This is a genomic window from Vibrio sp. KUL80, assembly GCF_059725495.1.
The window spans coordinates 758,837-780,444 of the sequence record NZ_AP045841.1; the positions used below are offsets into that span (position 1 = coordinate 758,837).

At 47.3% G+C, this 21,608-nt stretch carries 22 protein-coding genes and 1 pseudogene; 8 read left to right on the forward strand and 15 right to left on the reverse strand.

All coding sequences use genetic code 11. The annotated features are described in order from the left end of the window. Positions 1-6 precede the first annotated feature (6 nt). Positions 7-852 (reverse strand): NADPH-dependent 7-cyano-7-deazaguanine reductase QueF, encoded by an 846-nt coding sequence (queF, locus tag AC6I8U_RS03425; protein ID WP_498017753.1) that lies wholly within the window; start codon positions 850-852, stop codon positions 7-9. A gap of 110 nt (positions 853-962) precedes the next feature. Between queF and syd the strand changes: the two genes are divergently transcribed. Continuing rightward, positions 963-1,508 (forward strand): SecY-interacting protein, encoded by a 546-nt coding sequence (gene syd, locus AC6I8U_RS03430; RefSeq protein WP_498017754.1) that lies wholly within the window; start codon positions 963-965, stop codon positions 1,506-1,508. Between the two features lie 2 nt (positions 1,509-1,510). Beyond that, entirely contained in the window at positions 1,511-2,287 is a 777-nt protein-coding gene (locus AC6I8U_RS03435; protein WP_112459632.1) for a Zn-ribbon-containing protein, read from the forward strand. An 82-nt stretch (positions 2,288-2,369) separates the two neighbouring features. Here AC6I8U_RS03435 and metQ read toward each other — a convergent pair. The 3 genes and pseudogenes from metQ to metN form a co-directional block, all read right to left on the reverse strand. Then, positions 2,370-3,178, reverse strand: a pseudogene (gene metQ, locus AC6I8U_RS03440) (methionine ABC transporter substrate-binding lipoprotein MetQ). A 34-nt stretch (positions 3,179-3,212) separates the two neighbouring features. After that, positions 3,213-3,890 carry a methionine ABC transporter permease gene (locus AC6I8U_RS03445; protein ID WP_234495296.1) on the reverse strand — a complete coding sequence of 226 codons (678 nt, stop codon included), beginning with the start codon at positions 3,888-3,890 and terminating at the stop codon, positions 3,213-3,215. After that, positions 3,880-4,914 (reverse strand): methionine ABC transporter ATP-binding protein MetN, encoded by a 1,035-nt coding sequence (gene metN / locus AC6I8U_RS03450; protein WP_498017755.1) that lies wholly within the window; start codon positions 4,912-4,914, stop codon positions 3,880-3,882. Before metN ends, AC6I8U_RS03445 begins: the two co-directional genes overlap by 11 nt. A 199-nt stretch (positions 4,915-5,113) precedes the next feature. On the opposite strand from metN, the gene gmhB reads away from it, so the two are divergent. The 5 genes from gmhB to treC all read left to right on the forward strand — a co-directional run bounded on the left by gmhB (position 5,114) and on the right by treC (position 10,446). Further along, complete coding sequence (gmhB, locus tag AC6I8U_RS03455) at positions 5,114-5,665, forward strand: D-glycero-beta-D-manno-heptose 1,7-bisphosphate 7-phosphatase (RefSeq protein WP_498017756.1); 552 nt, start codon at positions 5,114-5,116, stop codon at positions 5,663-5,665. 24 nt (positions 5,666-5,689) lie between these two features. Continuing rightward, positions 5,690-6,058 (forward strand): MliC family protein, encoded by a 369-nt coding sequence (locus AC6I8U_RS03460; RefSeq protein WP_498017757.1) that lies wholly within the window; start codon positions 5,690-5,692, stop codon positions 6,056-6,058. A 15-nt stretch (positions 6,059-6,073) separates the two neighbouring features. Next, positions 6,074-7,018 carry a trehalose operon repressor TreR gene (gene treR, locus AC6I8U_RS03465; protein ID WP_498017758.1) on the forward strand — a complete coding sequence of 315 codons (945 nt, stop codon included), beginning with the start codon at positions 6,074-6,076 and terminating at the stop codon, positions 7,016-7,018. A gap of 239 nt (positions 7,019-7,257) precedes the next feature. Then, positions 7,258-8,682 (forward strand): PTS trehalose transporter subunit IIBC, encoded by a 1,425-nt coding sequence (gene treB, locus AC6I8U_RS03470; RefSeq protein ID WP_234495299.1) that lies wholly within the window; start codon positions 7,258-7,260, stop codon positions 8,680-8,682. 81 nt (positions 8,683-8,763) lie between these two features. Further along, positions 8,764-10,446 (forward strand): alpha,alpha-phosphotrehalase, encoded by a 1,683-nt coding sequence (gene treC / locus AC6I8U_RS03475; protein ID WP_498017759.1) that lies wholly within the window; start codon positions 8,764-8,766, stop codon positions 10,444-10,446. 205 nt (positions 10,447-10,651) lie between these two features. Here treC and AC6I8U_RS03480 read toward each other — a convergent pair whose 3' ends face one another. Beyond that, a complete protein-coding gene (locus AC6I8U_RS03480; protein ID WP_498017760.1) occupies positions 10,652-11,251 on the reverse strand; it encodes a YitT family protein in 600 nt (199 codons plus the stop codon). A gap of 348 nt (positions 11,252-11,599) precedes the next feature. Here AC6I8U_RS03480 and glyA point away from each other — a divergent pair, with 348 nt between their 5' ends. Continuing rightward, the gene (glyA, locus tag AC6I8U_RS03485) at positions 11,600-12,850 is read left to right on the forward strand and encodes a serine hydroxymethyltransferase (RefSeq protein ID WP_042496689.1); all 1,251 of its coding nucleotides are present in this window, start codon (positions 11,600-11,602) and stop codon (positions 12,848-12,850) included. 81 nt (positions 12,851-12,931) lie between these two features. Here the strand turns inward: glyA and AC6I8U_RS03490 are convergent, their stop codons facing one another. The 10 genes from AC6I8U_RS03490 to rsfS all read right to left on the reverse strand — a co-directional run bounded on the left by AC6I8U_RS03490 (position 12,932) and on the right by rsfS (position 21,551). Further along, on the reverse strand, positions 12,932-13,261 hold the full coding sequence (locus AC6I8U_RS03490) for a hypothetical protein (RefSeq protein ID WP_042496692.1): 330 nt from the start codon (positions 13,259-13,261) through the stop codon (positions 12,932-12,934). A gap of 191 nt (positions 13,262-13,452) precedes the next feature. Further along, positions 13,453-14,418, reverse strand: a complete 966-nt coding sequence (lipA, locus tag AC6I8U_RS03495; protein WP_446567887.1) for a lipoyl synthase — start codon at positions 14,416-14,418, stop codon at positions 13,453-13,455. A 4-nt stretch (positions 14,419-14,422) separates the two neighbouring features. Further along, complete coding sequence (gene lipB / locus AC6I8U_RS03500) at positions 14,423-15,064, reverse strand: lipoyl(octanoyl) transferase LipB (RefSeq protein WP_498017761.1); 642 nt, start codon at positions 15,062-15,064, stop codon at positions 14,423-14,425. A gap of 175 nt (positions 15,065-15,239) precedes the next feature. Further along, positions 15,240-15,518, reverse strand: a complete 279-nt coding sequence (gene ybeD, locus AC6I8U_RS03505) for a DUF493 family protein YbeD (RefSeq protein ID WP_042473702.1) — start codon at positions 15,516-15,518, stop codon at positions 15,240-15,242. A 143-nt stretch (positions 15,519-15,661) separates the two neighbouring features. Further along, the gene (locus tag AC6I8U_RS03510) at positions 15,662-16,840 is read right to left on the reverse strand and encodes a serine hydrolase (protein ID WP_498017762.1); all 1,179 of its coding nucleotides are present in this window, start codon (positions 16,838-16,840) and stop codon (positions 15,662-15,664) included. A 99-nt stretch (positions 16,841-16,939) separates the two neighbouring features. Then, on the reverse strand, positions 16,940-17,743 hold the full coding sequence (locus tag AC6I8U_RS03515) for a septal ring lytic transglycosylase RlpA family protein (protein ID WP_498017763.1): 804 nt from the start codon (positions 17,741-17,743) through the stop codon (positions 16,940-16,942). Then, a complete protein-coding gene (gene rodA / locus AC6I8U_RS03520) occupies positions 17,743-18,864 on the reverse strand; it encodes a rod shape-determining protein RodA (RefSeq protein WP_234495303.1) in 1,122 nt (373 codons plus the stop codon). The genes AC6I8U_RS03515 and rodA overlap by 1 nt, the downstream gene beginning before the upstream one ends. Then, positions 18,861-20,747 (reverse strand): penicillin-binding protein 2, encoded by a 1,887-nt coding sequence (gene mrdA / locus AC6I8U_RS03525; RefSeq protein ID WP_498017764.1) that lies wholly within the window; start codon positions 20,745-20,747, stop codon positions 18,861-18,863. The genes rodA and mrdA overlap by 4 nt, the downstream gene beginning before the upstream one ends. Before the next feature lie 11 nt (positions 20,748-20,758). Further along, positions 20,759-21,229 (reverse strand): 23S rRNA (pseudouridine(1915)-N(3))-methyltransferase RlmH, encoded by a 471-nt coding sequence (gene rlmH / locus AC6I8U_RS03530; protein WP_042473711.1) that lies wholly within the window; start codon positions 21,227-21,229, stop codon positions 20,759-20,761. A 4-nt stretch (positions 21,230-21,233) separates the two neighbouring features. Then, a complete protein-coding gene (rsfS, locus tag AC6I8U_RS03535) occupies positions 21,234-21,551 on the reverse strand; it encodes a ribosome silencing factor (RefSeq protein ID WP_042473714.1) in 318 nt (105 codons plus the stop codon). Between the last annotated feature and the right edge of the window lie 57 nt (positions 21,552-21,608).

The window sequence follows — 21,608 nt, forward strand, 5'->3', positions numbered from 1 at the left end:
GAGTGCTTATTGTCTTGCCATGCGCAAGTTGTGAGCCGGTGCGTTGTTTTGGTTTGAGCGGTAAGGGTTGATATCCAGACCACCACGACGCGTGTAGCGAGCATACACGGTTAGCTCTGTTGGCTTACAGTACGCCATGATATCTGTGAAGATACGCTCAACACACTGCTCGTGGAACTCATTATGTTCACGGAATGAAACTAGGTAGCGTAGTAGGGCTTCACGGTCGATCTTTGCGCCGTGATATTGGATCTCGACACTGCCCCAATCAGGTTGATTAGTGATAAGGCAGTTGGATTTTAGCAGGTGACTGTGCAGCGCTTCTTCAACCACTTCCTCTCCTGCAGCACCCTCAAGTAGCGCCGCGTCGAAGTCGTAGCTGTCGATACGAATATCTTGGTTGTCGATGCACTCGCCCTTCATGCCCACGATCTGAGTGTTTTCAAAGTCGCCCACTGGGATAAGTTTTACGGTTACGGTTTCACCAGCGCAGTTTGATAGGTCGCCAGCTATGGTGTTTTGCACCTCATCCCATGAATCAAATCGCGTTTGGTTGTAGCTATTGAGATACAGCTTAAATGACTTAGATTCGATAAGGTTGGCACTGGTTGCAGGGATGTAAGCCTCACCCACAGCGACCTGTGGCAAGCCATTGGCATTGAGCCAAGAAATCTCATACATAGTCCAAATATCACAGCCTTGGAATGGCAAGCTATCACCGAGTTCAAGGTCGTCACGGTTTAGGCTTCGTGGTACAGGTTGCAAAAGCGAAGCGTCATACTGGTTGGCATAATCGGTCTTTTGACCCAGAGTGAGCCCCGAAAGCTCTTTCGCGTTGGAATATTTGCTCATAATTGTGTGATATTTCGATTAGAATAAAACGAATTTTACGAGATCCCCGAATAGCTGTCATCCTTTGTGCTCGGAAATCGCCGAACAATTGAAGGATGAGTGGAGAGCATATGAATCAAAGTGTACAGCAAGCTTTAGAGGCGTTTTCAAAGCGCTATCAACAGGCTTGGCAAGAAAAGCATCAAACACTACCGGCCAGTGAAGAGCTTCACGGTTTGGTGTCCCCTTGTATTGACCGCAAAGATGACGAATCGGTGTATTGGCGTGCCTGCGTCCGTGACGTTCCTGAGCGTTTGGAAAACATCGAGCAAGGGATAGAGTTAACGCTACACGATGACATTAAAGCTTTCTACGGACACCAGTACAGCGCAGACATGAATGCCACATGGCAAGGTAACGAACTCACGCTGCTGCAAGTGTGGAGCGATGATGATTTCACTCGTCTGCAAGAGAACATCTTGGGTCACCTGGTGACGCAGCGCCGTCTTAAGCTCAAGCCAACCGTATTCATTGCGGCAACCGATGCAGATATGGATGTGATTTCTATCTGTAACATTACTGGTAACGTGATTCTTGAGCGCCTAGGGACCGATCGCCGCGATGTGGTTGCTGAAGATATCGAGACATTCCTTAACGGTCTGGAGCCTGACGTTTAATTATGTATGTGGTAGAGCTTCATTTTGAGTGTTTTGACAACACCACGATCAGTGCGGTCGAGAAGGGCATTAACGGTCTAATGGACGCGCTGCGCTATAACGGTCAAGTGTTAGGTCGCGAGTTTCCGGTGGTGATGGGCGAGGGGGAGTTCTTCGTTCGCGCAGTATGCCCTGAGCAAGACAGCTTACATCCTAGTAACCACTCAGACTTCGTAAAAGTGTGCTTAAAGCGTCTGTCGGATGCGTGTCTACTGGCGCCGAAGGTTCGCCTTCTTGGTCGTGATATCAATTCAGAGCAGGCAGCAGAAGATGAAACGCCGAGCTGGCAAGTGCTGTACACCACCTATGTGCACACCTGTTCACCGCTTCGAAGTGGTGAAACCTTGTTGCCGATCCCGCTGTATCGTAACCCGCCAACACTCAATGGCGATCACAAGTCGGTGATTAAATGGCAAACAGAGTGGCAAGCGTGCGATGAAATTCAGATGGCGGGCGGTTGTAAAGCCGAGCACGCTGCGCTGCGAGAGCTGTCTGAGGTAGGCAGTGACCTGTTCCGTCGTGGCTGGGATATTCGCGGTCGTATCGAGTACATTACCCAAATCCCAACGTACTACTATTTGTACAAGGTAGGCGGTAAGAGTCTTGAGGAAGAAAAAGCACGTAAGTGCCCGAAATGTGGTGGAGAGTGGTTGCTTGATGAGCCGCTACACGACATCTTTTACTTCAAGTGCGACTCATGCCGAATCGTCTCCAATATTTCTTGGGATCATCTAAAGTAAACAGACTTATCGGGTGAAAATACAAAAGGGGTTGAAGCTTAGCTTCAACCCCTTTTTGATGCTTGGTGCAAAGGAGGTGAGATTACCAGCCTTTAACTACGCCACCTTTGAAGATGTCAGAGGCTGCGTTGTACACATCTTCCGTCTGGTACGCTTTAACAAAGTTCTGAACGTTTTCTGCGTTCACATTGTCTTCACGCGCAACGATTAGGTTGACGTATGGAGACTCTTTGTCTTCAACGAACACACCATCGCGTTGAGGTGTTAGGTCGATAGAGCTTGCGTAAGTTGTGTTGATGATAGATAGCGCTACGTCATCAAGAGAGCGTGGTAGCTGTGCTGCGTCTAGCTCAACGATAGTGATGTTCTTTGGATTTTCTTCGATATCACGAACTGTCGCCAGTAGACCCACACCTTCACGCAGAGTCAGTAGACCTTGCTGCTCAAGTAGCAGTAGAGAGCGACCTAGGTTTGTTGGGTCGTTTGGCACTGCGATACGCGCGCCGTCTTGGATTTCATCGACAGACTTTACTTGCTTTGAGTAGCCCGCGATTGGGTATACAAAGGTGTTACCTGCAATAGTCAGCTTGTAGTTACGATCCGCTACTTGTTGGTCTAGGTATGGCTTATGCTGGAATGCGTTGATATCAATAGAGCCATCATCAAGCGCTGCGTTTGGTGTTACGTAGTCAGTGAAGGTGACTAGCTCAACGTCTAGACCGTATTGCTCTTTAGCAACCTTTGCAGCGACTTCTGCAACTTGTGCTTCCGCACCTGCCATTACACCGACTTTGATCTTGCTGGTGTCGACTTCTTTTCACCACAGCCAGATAGAATAAGTGCTGATGCAGCGGCTGCAATTGCGAGTAAATTCTTAACGTTGAATTTCATGACTCTCTCCTTGTTATAAATCTTAAAATCTCGATTATCTGTGGTCTACGCGGCGAACAACGGCATCACCGATAGACTGAATAATTTGTACCAATACAATAAGCATCACTACGGTCACGGCCATAATGGTCACATCGTATCGGTGGAAACCATAGCGAATGGCTACGTCACCTAGACCGCCACCGCCGACGGTACCCGCCATTGCTGAGTAGCTTACTAGGGTCACTAGAGTGATTGTCACCGAATTGACAATCGTAGGTAATGCTTCTGGAAGCAGTACCTTAGTAATGATTTGGTATGGTGTTGCGCCCATAGATTGTGCCGCTTCTACCAGACCTGTTGGAACCTCTAGTAGTGCACCCTCAATAAGACGTGCCACAAATGGAATCGCGCCAACTGTCAGTGGAACGATTGCTGCGGTAGTACCGATAAAGGTGCCAATCAAAATCTTAGTCAGTGGAATGATCGCTACCATCAATACTAAGAATGGTACCGAGCGACCGACGTTAACAATGGCACCGAGCACACTGTTTAAACGCGTGTTTTCTAGCAAGCCACCTTTTTTAGTGGTATGCAGAATAACGCCCAGTGGAATACCCACGGCGAAGCCAACCACACCTGCTACTGCAACCATGTATAGGGTTTCCCATGTTGCTCCTAATAGTAGGTTACTGTTTAGAGATAACCAGTCTGTGACAGTGTTAAAGGACATAACCAAGCACCTCTACTTTTACATTGTGGTCACGAAGATATTGAATTGCCGCGTTGTCGTCTTGCTCATTGCCAAACAGCTCTGCCACCATCATGCCGAATTTTACGCCGCCCGCGTAATCAAGATCGGAACTCAGGATGCTGACATCAATATTGTACTTGCGTGCAATTTGCGTCATTAGCGGCGCGTCTACAGTAGCACCGGTAAATTCTAAGCGAACAAGCGGGTAGCTGCCTTCCACACGCTCAGCTTTCAGCCTTGCTTGGTAGTCTTCTGGAATCGATAGATCGAGTGTTGAACGAATGAACTCGTGTGCAAGCTCGGTTTTTGGATGAGCAAAGATTTCACCCACGGTTCCTTTTTCAACCAAGCGACCGTCGCCAATGATCGCGACCTCATGACAGATGCTTTTTACCACGTCCATTTCGTGAGTGATCAGTAGCATGGTGATCTTTAGCTTGCGGTTGATTTCTTTCAGTAGTTCAAGAATCGATTGTGTCGTCGCAGGGTCAAGTGCGCTGGTGGCTTCATCACAAAGCAGTACTTTAGGGTCTGACGACAGTGCGCGAGCAATCGCAACACGCTGCTTTTGACCGCCACTTAGATTGGCTGGGTAGGTATCGCGCTTATCTGCCAGACCAACGAGCTTTAGAAGATCCGTCACTTTGGTTTCGATGTGCGAGCGCTCTTTGCCAGCAAGCTCAAGTGGCAGTGCGACGTTTTCAAATACGGTGCGAGATGAAAGCAAGTTAAAGTGCTGGAAAATCATGCCGATGTTACGGCGCGCTTCTGAAAGCTCTGATTTAGACAGTTTAGTCAGGTCAACACCATCAACGATGACTTCACCTGACGTTGGCGCTTCAAGCATGTTTACGCAGCGAATCAACGTACTCTTACCCGCACCAGAGGCGCCAATCACACCAAAGATGGTGCCTTCTGCGATATGCAGATTGATGTCTGCCAAGGCGTTGATTTCCTTAGCGCCTTGATAAAACACTTTGTTTACTTGATTAATTTCGATCATCTAAGCAACCTGAAGTCCGTGAGTAGCATAAAAGTTTGAACTACATCTCAATTGATAGAAGATGCTATGGTTTTCACCTTTTAGTGTCAATAGATATTTTTACGTCTAGACGTCTAAACGGCATTTTCATAGTGCCGTGACTATAAAAGCGTGTAATAATTCAGTTTATTAGCACCTATCTATAACAAGAGAGTGAACTGTGGCAAAACCAGCTGTTTTTTTGGATCGTGATGGCGTCATCAACGTCGATCACGGGTATGTGAGCGATGAACACGACTTTGAGTATGTTGAAGGCGTCTTTGAAGCGACGAAAAAACTGCAGGACATGGGCTATATGCTAGTGTTGGTGACCAACCAATCAGGCATTGCTCGCGGTATGTTCTCCGAAGATCGCTTCCTTTCGCTAACCCAGTGGATGGATTGGAACTTCTCTGATAATGGCGTTGAGTTCGATGGTATCTATTACTGTCCACATCACCCAGAGTATGGCATTGGTGATTACAAGCAAGATTGTGACTGCCGTAAACCAAAGCCGGGCATGTTTATCTCTGCTCGTGATTTCCTAAAGATTGATATGGAAAACTCAGTCATGGTCGGTGATAAAGCCGAAGATATGATGGCAGCTGAAGCAGCTGGCGTTGGTACCAAGATCTTAGTGCGTACTGGCAAGCCGGTGACTGAGCGCGGTGAGTCTGTCGCAACTGTGGTACTTGATAGTATCCGCGATGTGCCGCAATACTTAGCTAAGTAATCAGTCGACCCAAAAGGAGTCATTATGAATACTTACGTTAAATACGGATTGGTTGCCGCGTTTATGGCGGGTGGTTTGACAGCGTGCAGTAGCAAAGAACAGGCAGAGCCTCAAAACCCGTATCATGTTCTTCAGTATCAGTGCGATAACCAGAGCTTTCAGGTAACCCAGTTATCGAGCGAGCAGGTTCTGCTACTCATTGATGGCGAAGAGTATCATCTGCATCGTGTCCCTTCTGCATCTGGCACCAAATACTCACTCGATGGCCAGTCGCAAGCTGAGTCTGAGGTTGAGCTGTTTAGTAAAGGCAGAGAGGGTATGCTTACCATTGCCGGTGAAACCGATAAAAGCTGCATGATGACTACGCGAAGCGTACCAAAAAACGGATATTGAACCTTTTAGACACCCATGAGCAAAAAACTCACCATACTTGATATTGCTAAGCTGTCGGGAGTCGGTAAATCTACCGTCTCTCGAGTGCTGACTAACGATCCTAAAGTAAAACCCGAAACCCGCGAGAAAGTAGAGCGTGTGATTGCAGAGCATGGCTATGTGCCCTCCAAGTCGGCGCAATCGATGCGTGGGGGCGGCGTGCAAAAGGTCATAGGTGTCATTATCTCTCGTCTCGACTCGCCTTCTGAGAACAAAGCGGTGAGCAGCATGCTTAATGTGCTTTACTCGGCAGGTTACGATGTGGTGATCATGGAGAGTCAGTTCGATCCCGAGAAAACCAACGAACACTTGAGCGTACTGCGTAAACGCAACGTTGAAGGTGTCATTGTGTTCGGTTTTACTGAGCTTGATATCGACAAAGTGTCTCAGTGGCAGGAGAAGGTCGTCGTCATCGCTATGGATACCGATCAAGTTTCTTCTATCAACTACGACAATCACGGATTAATCCGAGCGGTTTTGAATAAACTGCAGGCACAAGGCGTCAATCAGCTTGCTTACATTGGTGTCGATCCTAAGGATAAAACCACTGGCTTGGCTCGCCTCAACGCATTTCAAAAGTGGTGTGATGATAATGATCAGCATGCCGAGTATCGTACCGGTGAACTTCATCATGAGAGTGCCTACCAGCTTGTTGATGAGGTAGTGACGGACTCACTTCAAGCTATCGTGTGTGCCAGTGATACCTTAGCGCTTGGCACTATCAAACGCTTACAAGAGCTTGGCCGAGAAGATATTGTGGTGACGGGCGTTGGCGGTAATGAACTCTTATCTTTCCTGTTCCCGAATATCTACAGCATTGATCCTGGCTATCAGCAAGCGGGAGAGAAGGCAGCTAACCTATTGATAAGTCAGCTTACTGGTAATAAAACTATCTCTCATCTCACGCAAGAAGCGGTGTAATCACGGCTTCTTTTTCTTAGTAGCTCCCTTAATCAACTTGGCGCATTTATCAACAATTATTGTGATCACACTCAATTAATGGGACTGTTCCCATTTTTGTTTGAATCATTCCATGGCACACTTTGCGTAACTTTTGGGAATGTTCCCATTCGCATGTTGCGATATTATTAATACAACGAGACAAATGGACCTAGACGTCTTAACCCTACGTCTCTATATCAGTAAAAGGTGTACAAACGATGAGCAAGATAGCCCAGCAAGACATTGCAGCGATCATCGACGGTGTTGGCGGCGCTGACAACATTGCCAGTGTTAGCCACTGTTTAACTCGCTTAAGATTCGTTCTTAACGATACCGATAAAGCCGATAAGTCGGCATTAGAAAGCCTCAAGATTGTTAAAGGCTGCTTTACCAATGCCGGTCAGTTCCAAGTGGTAATTGGTACTGAGGTCGACGAAGTTTACAAAATGTTGATTGACTCAGCAGGCAAGAAAGCGGCGTCTAAGGACGATGCTAAGCTGGCTGCTCGTCAGAACATGAACTTTCTAGAGCGTGGTATTTCGCACCTAGCCGAAATTTTTGTTCCCCTTTTGCCGGCGATTATCACGGGTGGTTTGATTCTTGGTTTCCGCAACGTTATCGGCGACATCCGTATGTTCGATGGCAAAACCTTAGTGGAAATCAGCCAGTTCTGGGCAACCGTTCACTCGTTCTTGTGGCTAATTGGTGAGGCGATCTTCTTCTTCCTACCGGTTGGCGTGTGTTGGTCTACGGTGAAGAAGCTGGGCGGTACGCCAATTCTTGGTATCACGCTGGGTGTGACCTTGGTATCGCCTCAACTGATGAATGCCTATCTCATTGGTAAAGAAGTGCCAGAGGTTTGGGATTTCGGATTGTTTGTGATTGAGAAGGTGGGTTATCAGGCCCAGGTTATCCCGGCGATGCTGGCGGGCGTGGCATTAGCGCTTATTGAAACTAACTTAAAACGAATTGTCCCAAGCTACCTGTATCTGGTTGTGGTGCCATTCGTTTCAATCATTCTGTCGGTCATTCTTGCTCACGCCTTCATCGGTCCGTTTGGTCGCGTGCTAGGTGATGGCGTTGCGTTTGCGGCAAAAGCAGCGATGACGGGTGATTTTGCGGTGCTGGGTTCTATGGTGTTTGGTTTCTTGTACGCACCATTGGTGATTACTGGTATCCACCACACAACCAATGCAGTTGACCTTCAGCTGATGCAAGACCTAGGCGGCACGCCAATCTGGCCTCTGATTGCTCTGTCTAATATCGCTCAAGCATCTGCGGTTGTTGGCATCATCATTATCAGTAAGCGTGAGGGTGAGCGTGATATCTCAGTTCCGGCCGCTATCTCAGCTTACTTAGGCGTCACTGAGCCAGCTATGTACGGTATTAACCTCAAATACAAGTTCCCAATGCTGAGCGCAATGATTGGTAGCGCGATTGCAGCCGCTATCTGTGGTAGCGCTGGGGTGATGGCGAACGGTATCGGTGTCGGTGGCCTACCGGGCATCCTATCGATTCAGCCTCAATATTGGATGGTGTATCTCATGGCGATGTTAGTCGCAATGGCCGTGCCGATTATGCTTACTTTGTTCCTGTACAAACGCGCTCAATCAAAAGGTGAGCTAGAGCTTGCGAGCGCGTAACCCCCATTAGTGGCTCATCTTGAGCCACTTCTTTGCTTTTTATTTTGACGAATTTCCAAATTGGTAAGTGAGATTAAACCTATGAGTCAAACTGCTCAAAAAGACTGGTGGAAAACAGCCACGATTTATCAAATCTATCCGAAGAGTTTTTGTGATAGCAGTGATAAAGGGATGGGGGATATCAAAGGAATTACCTCGAAGCTTGATTACTTGGCGAAGCTAGGTGTCGATGCCATCTGGTTGACTCCAGTGTATGCCTCACCAATGATAGATAACGGTTACGACATCTCAGACTACTATGCCATCAACCCTGACTTTGGCACCATGCAAGATTTTGATGAGCTGCTCGCGGCTGCCCATCAGAAAGGTATCCGCATCATTATGGATATTGTGGTGAATCACACCTCAACCGAACATCAGTGGTTCCAGTCAGCATTAGGGGACAAACAAAGCCCGTACCGCGACTACTACATCTGGAAACCCAACGAAGGCAAACTACCTAACAACTGGCAGTCAAAGTTTGGTGGCTCTGCATGGGCATTAGATGAGGCCACCGATGAATACTATCTGCACCTATTTGCCAAAGAGCAGGCTGACCTTAACTGGGAAAACCCAAAAGTTCGCGAAGAAGTAAAACAGGTCATCGAGTTCTGGGCACAGAAAGGCGTGGATGGCTTTAGGCTGGATGTGATCAACCTTATCTCAAAACAGCAAGACTTCGCTGATGATGATATTGGTGATGGCCGCCGTTTTTACACCGATGGTCCGCGCGTTCATGAGTATTTACAGGAAATCAGTGAAGCGGTATTCCAGAAGTACGGCTCGGTAACCGTTGGTGAAATGTCGTCTACGACGCTAGAGCATTGTCAGCAGTACAGTTCACTGGATGGCAAAGAGCTTTCGATGGTATTCAATTTCCACCACCTAAAAGTGGATTACCCCAATGGTGACAAGTGGACGAAGGCAGATTTTGACTTCCTGCAGCTAAAACAGATTTTCAACCACTGGCAGACAGGCCTAAATGGTCAAGGGTGGGGGGCGCTATTCTGGTGTAACCACGACCAACCTCGCGTAGTGAGTCGTCTTGGTAATGATCAGCAATATCGAACCGAGTCAGCAAAAATGTTGGCAGCGTCTGTTCATCTAATGCAAGGAACACCTTACATATACCAAGGTGAAGAGATCGGCATGACTAACCCAGGTTTCACCGAGATGAGTCAGTATCGGGATGTCGAAAGCCTTAATATGTATCAATTGATGGTGGAACAGGGCGATACCTCTCATGAGGATATGATGGCTATCCTGAGACAGAAATCTCGTGATAACTCTCGTACACCGATGCAGTGGAACGACAGCAAACACGCTGGCTTTACCCAAGGTACACCTTGGATTGGCGTTGCGGAAAACTATCCTCAGATCAACGCTGAGGCAGCGGTTGAAGATGAGCGGTCAGTATTCTACTTCTACCAAGAGCTTATCGCGCTTCGTAAGCAGCTAGCGGTGATTACTGACGGTAGCTATGTGGACTTGTTCCCAGAGCATGCTCAGGTTCACGGTTACTTGCGTGAGAGTGAGGAGGCGATGCTGCTGTGTTTGAACAACTATTATGGTGAGGAGACTCGCGTGGTGTTGCCGGAGCAGTTTGATGGTTTGGTGAGTCGTGCTGTGTTGAGTAACTATGGGGTTGTTGGTGAGGTTGAACTGACAGGTGAGGTGGTTTTGAGGCCTTATGAGACGTTGGTGTTGTTGGTTGATAAAGACTAAGAGCCAAGAGCCAAGAGCTAAGATCAAGAGCTTGCCCCCCTCTAGCTCCCCCTTATTAAGGGGGAGAACCAGTGCTCGTTACTAGCGTAACATTGCACAGATTCATAAGGCGATGCGATAGCGAGCCAGTAGTTCCTCCCCTTTATAAGGGGAGGCTAGGAGGGGTAAACGAGCGAAGCGAGTAAAATGAGTAAAAACACCCACCTCACCCATACGTCACCACATACCTAGTCGGCTTATGATTCATCGCCAACACCAAGTTCAACATCACCGCACCAAGAATCGAAATCCCAATAATCGACGGCGACACAAAGAAGAACGATGCAATAAGAATGGCACAATCAATTGCCATCTGTGTTTTACCAACCGATATTCCAAACTTGTCCTGAATAAACAGACACAACACATTAAAGCCACCTAGGCTTGAGCGGTGTCTGAAGAGAATCAGCATACCAAGACCCATCAATAAGCCACCGGCAATTGCGCAGTATATGGTATTGACGTTATCCAGCGTGACCACTCGATGCATGTTGTCCGTAATAATAGACACCAAGGCACCAGAGATGGCGCTGCTGGCAGCAAAGCGTTTACCAAAGCGTTTCCATGCAAGTAGGTAAAACGGGCTGTTTAGGGCGAAATAAAGCGTACCAAAAGAAATCGGTACAAACTGGCTCATAAGAAGGGCGAGACCTGTCGTACCGCCAGTCAAAAGTTGAGCCGACTGAAGAAAGAATATCCCCTGAGCGACGATAAAGGTGCCAGTAAGAATCGCTATCCAGTCTTCTTTACGTGAGTGTTTTTGCATCAATTCTAAATTCTTCTAATCAATAAACGGCGCAATATTATTGAAAAGTTGATGTTTTCGGTAGCTTGAAGGGGAAATTTACGGTAAACCTATGTAATTCAATTTTTACACTGTGTAAATTGAATTATTGACACTTAGTGCCCGTGATAACGCCGATTTATCGGCGGATATGATGAAGCCTAAGGTTCACTATGAAAAAACTGCATGAGAAATTTCCAATTTTCTCTTTATGACCTAGATCAAATTATGTATGATGCAAGTCATCAAATGTGGTGACGAAAACGTTTGCTTTTGGTCATTGAGTGGTTTTTTTGAAACTTTCAGAACAATCTGAGTCAGGAGATACAGATGCTTAAGCGTGATATGAACATCGCTGATTACGATGCGGAGCTATTTGCAGCAATTCAAGAAGAGACACTACGTCAAGAAGAGCACATCGAGCTTATCGCTTCGGAAAACTACACTAGCCCTCGCGTAATGGAAGCGCAAGGCTCTCAGCTAACCAACAAGTATGCTGAAGGCTACCCAGGTAAGCGCTACTACGGTGGTTGTGAGTATGTTGATAAAGCGGAAGCACTAGCGATTGATCGTGCTTGTGAGCTATTTGGTTGTGAGTACGCGAACGTTCAGCCGCACTCTGGTTCTCAAGCGAACAGCGCAGTATACATGGCGCTACTTAACCCAGGCGACACAGTTCTAGGTATGAGCCTAGCGCACGGTGGTCACCTGACTCACGGTTCACCAGTAAACTTCTCTGGTAAGCACTACAACGTTATCCCTTACGGTATCGACGAAGCTGGCCAAATCAACTACGACGAGATGGAACAGCTTGCTGTTGAGCACAAGCCTAAGATGATCATCGGTGGTTTCTCTGCATACAGCCAAATCGTAGACTGGGCCCGCATGCGTGAAATCGCAGACAAGGTTGATGCTTACCTATTCGTTGATATGGCGCACGTAGCGGGTCTTATCGCTGCAGGTGTTTACCCAACGCCAGTGCCACACGCTCACGTGGTAACAACAACAACGCACAAGACTCTAGCAGGTCCTCGCGGTGGTCTTATCCTGTCTAATGCAGGCGAAGACATGTACAAGAAACTGAACTCTGCTGTATTCCCTGGTGGTCAGGGTGGTCCTCTAATGCACGTTATCGCTGGTAAAGCTGTAGCGTTCAAAGAAGCGATGGAGCCAGAGTTCAAAGAGTACCAAGCACGCGTTGTTAAGAATGCAAAAGCGATGGTTGCACAGTTCCAAGAGCGCGGTTACAAGATCGTCTCTAACGGCACTGAGAACCACCTGTTCCTAGTTGACCTAATCGACAAAGACATTACAGGTAAAGAAGCGGATGCAGCGCTAGGCGCAGCAAACATCACTGTGAACAAGAACTCAGTACCAAATGACCCGCGTAGCCCATTCGTAACGTCTGGTATCCGTGTTGGTTCACCTGCGATTACTCGCCGTGGCTTCACTGAAGCGGATGCGACTGAGCTTGCTAACTGGATGTGTGACGTTCTAGACAACATCAACGATGCATCAGTAATCGAAGCAACGAAAGCGAAGGTACTAGAGATCTGTAAGCGCCTACCTGTTTACGCGTAGTTCTCTACTGTTGAAACGCAAAGAAAAAAGCGAGCTAAATGCTCGCTTTTTTAGTGCCTGAAACTTGAAGGTCACGGGGTATTACTTATTGATGTTAAGCAACGTGCCTGATTTGCATCGGAATGAGTAATACTTACGGCTCTCACTAAACTGACCTAAGCCTTCGCCATTACAGTAATCAATGTTGATATCACGCATGATATCCAATGTTTTCTCGCTGTTAAGGGCGAACTTAGCACCGTCCTTACAAACGATACGAACGCGACCATCGTCGCTGACCGAGTATAGGTTCACTTCAGTGTTACATAGCTCGAATGACGCTTCTAAATAGTTGTCTTGCTGAGTGTTTTGCGCACAACCTGCGATCACTGTTGCCGCTAGAATCGGCAAGCCAATTTTCAATAACTTCATGCTACATCCTTGATTGGGTGAAACTTTTTCTTTAAGCCTACCTAAAAATAGCAAAAATGCGAGTATGAGATTGTCATGTTGCATATTTTTCTCAAAAAAAACACGGATTGCTTCAACAGCGAACCCGTGTCTCTTGTTCCGAAAAAGGCTATGTTACTTCAAAGAAGCAATGTTCCTTCAAAAGGATAAAGCTATTTCACTTCTTCGCCTTTTGCTTGCAAGTCTGCATGGTAAGACGAGCGAACAAATGGACCACACGCAGCATGGGTAAAGCCAAGCTCAAGGGCAATCTCTTTTAGCTCATCAAACTCAGATGGTGGCACATAACGCTCTACGGGCAAATGGTGACGACTTGGCGCTAGGTACTGTCCAAGAGTTAGCATGGTAACGCCGTGAGCTCGAAGATCTTTGAGTACTTCAACGATCTCTTCTTTAGTTTCACCCAGACCCATCATCAAGCCAGACTTGGTTGGTACGTCTGGATGCATCTCTTTAAATTTCTGAAGAAGTTGCAGTGACCATTTGTAGTTCGCACCCGGACGCGCTTTGCGATATAGGCGAGGCGCTGTCTCTAGGTTGTGGTTAAACACGTCTGGCGGGTTATCCTTTAGTGCTTCAAGCGCTACATCCATACGGCCGCGGAAATCAGGTACCAAGGTCTCGATGCGGATCTCTGGGTTAAGTGCGCGGATTTCACGGTTACAGTCTGCAAAGTGCTGAGCGCCACCATCACGGAGGTCGTCACGGTCAACAGAGGTCACCACCACGTATTTAAGCTTCATATCTTTGATGGTTTGAGCAAGCTTTTGCGGCTCACCCGCTTCAGGCGCATTTGGGCGGCCATGAGCCACGTCGCAGAAAGGACAACGACGAGTACAGATAGCACCAAGGATCATAAAGGTTGCCGTACCGTGGTTAAAACATTCAGCCAGGTTAGGGCATGATGCTTCCTCACATACCGAGTGAAGATCGTTTTTGCGCATTGCAGACTTGATGTCTTGAATACGCTGGCTGTCCGCTGGCAGCTTGATCTTCATCCATTCAGGTTTACGAAGGATTTCTTTTTGCTCGGTAGGCATGTTCTTTACGGGAATCAGTGCCATCTTGTCAGCGTCACGGTATTTGACGCCTTTTTCCATTTGGATAGGTTTGCTCATCGTCTTATGCTTCTTCGCTGAATTCTACTTGCTCGTAATCAAGTATTTCTAATAGTGCTTTGATCATTTGGTCTTCGACAGTCGAGACCTCTTTAGGACCACCCAGCTGGCTCACTTGAACCATTTCCATCCCAGCATAGCCACAAGGGTTGATACGAAGGAAAGGGGAGAGATCCATATTTATGTTGAGTGCCAATCCGTGGAATGAGCACCCTTTACGGATACGCAGACCGAGCGAACAGACTTTTTTACCATCGACATACACTCCAGGGGCATCCGGTCGTGCTGCTGACTCAATATCATACGCGTTAAGTGTCTTGATAACGAGGTTTTCGATGTGCGTAACCAGCTCGCGAACGCCAAGCTTTTTACGACGTAAGTTGATAAGAAAGTAGACCACGAGTTGACCAGGACCATGGTAGGTTACCTGACCGCCGCGATCGCTTTGAATGACGGGGATATCACCAGTATTGAGTAGGTGCTCTTCTTTACCTGCTTGTCCCTGAGTAAAGACCGGGTTGTGTTCCACTAACCACACTTCGTCTCGTGTGTCGTCTGTTCGATTGTCAGTGAAATCATGCATGGCTTTCCAGACAGGTTCATAGTCTTTTCGCCCAAGCTTCCTTACAACTAGCTGATTTTCCACCAGTCACCTCGCTGCCACTTAATAAAGTATTCGCATTATAAACATGTTGATGGTTTTGAACTACCAATAAATAACGAATTCTTAACCAATGTATGATGCGGATTTTTTATCTTATTGATAAATAAAAAGAAAGCAGCCTAAGCTGCTTTCAAAAAAAATTTAAAGTTTCAAATTTTTACAGAACCATGCGAACAATGTCGATCTCACCAAGTTCTTTATAAAGGGTCTCTACCTGCTCGATTGAGGTTGCTGTGATGTTGATAGATACAGCATGGTAGTTGCCTTTCGCACTTGGCTTAATGGTTGGGCTGTAGTCCCCTGGCGCGTGGCGTTGGATCACTTCCAACACTTTTTCAGGAAGTTCTGGTTTTGCGTAACCCATCACTTTGAAGGTAAAAGAGCAAGGGAACTCTAGTAGGTCTTTGAGTTTTGCATCAGAGTTGATGGTCAACATAATAGGGACTCCAAAAAATACCAATTCTTTATAACGGTGCGAATAGTAATGCCTTACGTGGACGATCTCAAGCCAATGAAAAAGTAAAGCCGCTTTAAGCGGCTTTACGATGACTCGATTACTTTTGCGTTAAACGCTAAGGCTTAGAAAAAGCTCTTGAAAAGTAATACGATGTAATCCCACAAGCGGCTGAACAGGCTGCCTTCTTGAACATCTTCAAGAGCAAGCAGCGGGTATTCAGCTACGTCTTCGCCTTCTAGTTGATAGTATAGCTTACCAACTACATCGCCTTTAGATATTGGTGCTTCTAGCTGTTTTTCAAGTACGAAGCTGGCTTTTAGGTTTTTCGCTTGGCCGCGTGGCAGCGTGACATAAGTATCTTGGTCGACGCCAAGTGCGACTGCGTCTTTGTCACCCATCCACACTTTCTCTTCAACGAAGGTTTCGTCTGCTTTGTGTGGGTTTACCGTTTCGAAGAAGCGGAAGCCGTAGCTCAGAAGCTTTTTGCTTTCCGATTTACGAGCGTTCGCGCTTTTAGTGCCCATCACAACTGCGACAAGACGCATCTTACCTTCAGTCGCAGAGCTCACTAGGCTGTAACCCGCTTTGCTTGTGTGACCGGTTTTGATGCCATCAACGTTCATGCTCTTGTCCCAAAGTAGACCGTTACGGTTGTATTGGGTGATGCCGTTGTAGGTAAATTTCTTCTCAGAGTAGACACGGTACTCGTCAGGCACATCTTTGATAAGTGCGCGGCCAAGCAAAGCCATGTCATACGGTGTTGAATACAGGTTTGGATTGTCTAGACCGTGTACGTTAGCAAAGTGTGAGTTGGTCATGCCAATAGACTTCGCCCACGCGTTCATTAGGTCAACGAACGCGTCTTCTGAGCCCGCAATGTGCTCTGCCATTGCGACACAAGCATCGTTACCCGATTGAATGATGATGCCTTTGTTAAGCTCATCAACTGTGACTTTTGTGCCGACTTCGATGAACATCTTAGATGAATCTGGGAAGTTCTTAGCCCAAGCATTCTTGCTGATAGTTACTTCATCTTGTGGCGTAATATTACCACGCTTAAGCTCTTGACCGATGACGTAGCTAGTCATCATTTTTGTCAGGCTAGCTGGATGAAGCTGGGTGTTCATCTCTTTCTCAGCTAGAACTTTACCAGAGTTGTAGTCCATCAAAACAAAGCCTTTGGCTGCGATTTGAGGCGCATCAGGCATGACAACAGGTGCCGCAGTAGCAGAAGTGGCTGCCAAAGTTGCGGAAAGAGCAATAGTGGTTACAAATTTCATAGAAGACTTATTCTTATTCATTTCGAATGCGTTTTAGTAATAGTTCGTATAGTAACAGAATGTTTGCTACAAACTAGATAGCTTACACTAAGTAACAACAGTTATTTATGTCAATGATGCTTACAGTTTTTTGACGAAAGCTGAGGGATAACCAATCTTTTGCACCTGTTCTAGCACGTCCTGCGTCTGCTTGTAGTCTTTAAACGGACCTAACATCAAGCGGTAGTTACTGTTCACAGGAGTTAAGAAGGTCTCGACGGATAGCTTTTCTGCCAACTGCTTTGACAATTCATCGATGCGATCTTTGTGTGGCGATGCTGCCACTTGGATCGTGTATTCCGGATGTTGGTCGAGTTTATGCTGACTCGACGGTTTTTCGACGATGATAACTTCAATTTCAACGTTTGCCGTGCCCGTTTTAATTACGTCGAGTTTGCTCGCCGCGGCATAGCTTAAGTCAATGATGCGTCCATCATGGAAAGGTCCGCGGTCATTAACACGAACAATCGTCTCTTTGCCATTGTCGAGGTTTTTCACTTTGACGTAGCTCGGCAATGGCAGGGTTTTGTGCGCCGCTGACATGGAGTACATGTCATACACTTCGCCATTTGACGTTAAGTGACCGTGAAACTTCTTACCGTACCAAGATGCTTGGCCACTCTCTTTGAAACCCTCGGCATCTCTAATAACGGTATAGCTCTTGCCACGTAACGTGTAGTTCTTGTTACCACCTAAACTGTATGGCTCATACTTTGGCTGAGCCCCTTCAATATGGTCGACCGAAATTGGCGTTGAAGGTGCGACATCATCTTGGATGTCATAACGACTGTCCGATGATGATGAGCATCCCGCAAGAACGGCGACACCTAATGCTAGCCAAAGCCAGTTGAGTTGGGCACGCCATTGAAAATTCCGTTTGTTCATTAAGTCGCCTTTGAGAATGCTTTTCTGTGTGTATGTATGGACATTAAGATGCCAAAACCAGCCATCAGAGTCACCATGGAGGTTCCACCGTAACTAATGAGCGGCAATGGTACACCAACAACCGGTAATATACCGCTCACCATACCAATATTTACAAAAACATAAACGAAGAAGCTCAGTACGATACTGCCAGCCATCATTCGACCGAATGCAGTTTGAGCAGAGCTGGCGAGATACAAACCGCGCCCAATAATAAACAGGTAAAGTGCTAAAAGAATCAGAATGCCTACCATTCCCCATTCTTCAGCAATCACAGCAAAGATGAAGTCGGTATGGCGCTCTGGTAGGAATTCTAACTGAGACTGAGTTCCCTGCATCCAACCTTTACCGGCAATACCACCGGAGCCAATCGCGATCTTACTTTGGATAATATGATAGCCAGCACCAAGCGGATCAGACTCAGGGTCAAACAGCGTTCTTACACGAACTTTTTGGTATTCGCGCATGAGGAAGAACCACAGCACAGGAACAAAAGCGCCGAGAGCCATGGCAGCACCAAAGATAATCTTCCAGCTGATACCCGCCAAGAAGATAACAAAGATGCCTGATGCAGCGATCAGGATAGAAGTCCCCAAATCTGGTTGTTTAGCGATCAAAACTGTCGGGACAAACACCATGACCAGGGAAATGATCAAGGTTTGGAATGTAATTGGTAGTGAGCGCTTACCTATGTAGCGAGCGACCATGAGTGGTACGGCGAGTTTGAGAAGCTCCGAAGGCTGAAAGCGAACGAACCCTAGGTTTAGCCAGCGCTGCGCCCCTTTAGAGGCTTCACCGAAAAACAGTACCCCAAATAGAAGTAACACGCCGGCAAAGAACATCAGAGGTGCCAGGCTTTCGTAAGTCCGTGGTGAAATTTGAGCTAGCACGACCATTACAACCAGTGCCAGCACCATGCGCATCGCCTGTCTGTCCATCATTGCCATACTTTGCCCACTGGCACTGTACATGACGACTAAGCCAAATCCCATAAGGGCTAAAACGCCAAGCACAAGGGGGAGGTCGATGTGAAAGCGCTCAAACATCACTCGGCTTTGACCGGTGGAAGGATCAAATCTCATTCTTCTTCACTCTCTTCCTTTTCTGCCAATGCCAAATCGAACAGTTGTCGAGCCACTGGCGCACCGTTACTCGAACCACCACCGGCGTTCTCAAGCACGACGGTGACCACGACCTCAGGGTTTTCAAACGGGGCAAAGCCGGTAAACAACGCGTGGTCTTTCAGGTGTTCAGCGAGCTCTTCGGCATTATATTCTTCGTCTTCAGCCAAGCTAAATACCTGCGCTGTACCCGATTTACCACCGCTTTGATAAGGCATATTGGCGAAAGCGCGTCGAGCCGTGCCTTTCACACCGTGGTTTACGCGGCGCATGCCTTCTAGAGCGATATCCCAATAGCGTTCTTGTACACCCGAAATAGGCGGCCTAGAGTCCACTTCACTCAATGTTTGATGATCAAAGCTGTCGCCATTTTCTATGGTTGCGCGCAGCAGGTGAGGTGAGAGCACTTCACCGCGATTCACGAGCACAGATGTTGCCTTCGCTATCTGCATTGGCGTTGCAGTCCAGTAGCCTTGCCCGATACCAACAGGGATTGTGTCACCTTGATACCATGGGGTGCGGTGTCTTGCCATTTTCCACTCACGTGTTGGCATGTTGGCTTTGCTCTCTTCATAGATATCAATACCCGTGTAGTCACCGAAGCCGAACATCATCATCCACTTGGATAGGCGATCAATGCCCATATCGTAAGCAATTTGATAATAGAAGGTATCAACCGACTCCTCGATCGCTTTTAGAATATCGACCTTACCATGTCCCCAACGCAGCCAGTCACGGAATGGGCGCGTCTTCGAGTTTGGAATGCGCCAGTAACCAGGATCATTACGCGTCGTCTTGGTAGTAATCACACCTTCTTGAAGTGCGCCGACCGCAATGAATGGTTTAACGGTTGACGCTGGTGGGTAGATACCTAGTGTCGCACGGTTTACTAGTGGGCGGTTTTTGTCTTCCAGTAATGCTCGGTACCCTTTGCCCGAGATACCGTTTACAAAAGCGTTAGGGTCATAACTTGGGCTGGACACCATCGCCAGTACACCGTTATCACTCGGGTCAAGAATGATAGCCGATCCACGTCGACCATCGAGCAGTTTATGTACCTTTAACTGGAGTACGATATCAAGGTTAAGGACAATATCTTTCCCCGGAACGGGCGGCACAAACTTAAGCGTGCGAAGCACTCGACCACGGCTGTTTACCTCAACTTCTTGATAGCCCGCCGTGCCATGCAAAATATCCTCATAGTAGCGCTCGATACCCAATTTACCGATATCACGAGTCGCCTGATAGTTGGCATCTTTTTCTTCGCGGATGAGGCGTCGCATGTCTCGGTCATTAATTCGAGATACATAACCAATCACGTGAGTGAGGACATCACCATACGGATAAAAACGTTTTAGATTGGCAGCAATCTCTACACCAGGGAATTTGTGCTGATGCACAGAAAAAACGGCGACTTGATCTTCCGTCAACTGCGTCAGTATCGGAATCGACTTAAAGCGGCGAGTTCGCTTGCGGTCTCGGTTGAAGGCTTCTTCACGCTCAGGCGAAATATCCAGATACTGTCGCAGCGCTTGGATTGTGGCATCCATGTCTTTGACTTTCTCTGGGGTGATTTCTAAGTTAAAAACCGGACGATTTTCTGCAAGCAAGATACCGTTTCGGTCATAGATGAGTCCACGGTTTGGTGCGATAGGCACGACTTTTATGCGGTTGTCGTTGGAGCGGGTTTTATAGTCTTGATACTGGTTGACTTGGATGTTGTAGAGGTTAGCGACGAGCACTAACACCATAGCAACGATAGCAACAAAAGCCACAATGGCGCGACTTTTGAAAAGTCGCGCTTCGGCCTGATGATCCCGTATCTGGCTGCGTTTACGTTTCATCGCTCGCTAAATTACTCTCTGTGATACGGATGGTTAGCGGTAATCGACCAAGCTCGGTATAAGCTTTCAGCCATTACAATGCGCACAAGCGGGTGAGGTAGTGTCAGTGCAGACAAAGACCAACTTTGGTCTGCAGCGGCCTTACATGCTGGTGCTAGCCCCTCAGGGCCTCCAATTAAGATCGAAACATCTCGACCGTCGAGCTTCCAACTCTCAAGCTGCTCAGCAAGCTGGGGTGTATCCCATTTCTTACCTGGGATATCCAAAGTGACAATGCGGTTGCCTTTTGGAACCGCGGCAAGCATCGCTTCGCCCTCTTTCTGGAGGATACGTGCGATATCCGCATTTTTGCCACGCTTACCTGCTGTTATTTCGATGAGCTCGAGCGGCATGTCGTGTGGGAAGCGTCGGCGATACTCTTGAAAGCCTTCCTCAACCCATTTGGGCATTTTGGTACCGACTGCGATCAGTTGTAGTTTCAAACCACTAGCTCCAAAGCTTTTCTAGTTGATACAGCTCGCGGTGCTCTTCTTGCATTACATGCAGCATGGTAGAGCCCATATCCAGCACGACCCATTCACCCTCGGTATCACCATCGATGCCCAAAGGCTCAAGTCCTACTTTTTTCACTTCTGAAGCAACATGATCGGCAATTGAAATGACGTGTCTTCTAGAGGTGCCGGTACAGACGATCATAAAGTCTGTGACGCTGGACTTACCTTCAACATCAATAGTGACAATGTCTTGGGCTTTCATATCGTCCGCTTTATCAGCTAGAAACAGTTTCAATTCTTCGCGTTGCAAAAGAGATTCCTCAGTGTTTTTTTGAATAGTGGAGTACGTGTACTCAATCGATCGCTA